The sequence below is a fragment of the Mesorhizobium sp. M8A.F.Ca.ET.207.01.1.1 genome (assembly GCF_004794715.1).
In the GTDB taxonomy this organism is placed as follows: Bacteria; Pseudomonadota; Alphaproteobacteria; order Rhizobiales; family Rhizobiaceae; genus Mesorhizobium.
The window spans coordinates 1-299 of the sequence record NZ_SRUS01000486.1 but is presented as its reverse complement, the minus strand read 5'-3'; the positions used below and the strand labels follow the sequence as shown (position 1 = coordinate 299).

Here is a 299-nt window from a genome sequence, read left to right as displayed (position 1 = left end):
ATGTCCTTGCGCTCCTCGGCGACCAGGCCGAGCAGGGCGCGCAGGTCGTCCATGTCCAGCAGCAGCAGGCCGCGGTCGTCGGCCAGCTTGAACACGATATCGAGCACGCCGGCCTGGGTGTCGTTCAATTCGAGGATGCGCGCCAGCAGGGTCGGGCCCATCTCGCTGACCGTGGTGCGCACCGGATGGCCGAGCTTGCCGTACAGGTCCCAAAAGATGGCGGGGCTGGCGGCCGGCGCGTAGTCGGCCACGCCGATCTCGGCGGCGCGCTGCAGCAGGTTCTCGGCGCCGGTGCCGGG

At 70.6% G+C, this 299-nt stretch carries 1 protein-coding gene; it reads right to left on the bottom strand.

Going from position 1 to position 299, the window contains the following annotated elements; all coding sequences use genetic code 11:
- Window positions 1-299: helicase HerA-like domain-containing protein (locus tag EN850_RS35485; RefSeq protein WP_136093066.1), on the bottom strand; the 299-nt coding region annotated here is incomplete at both ends.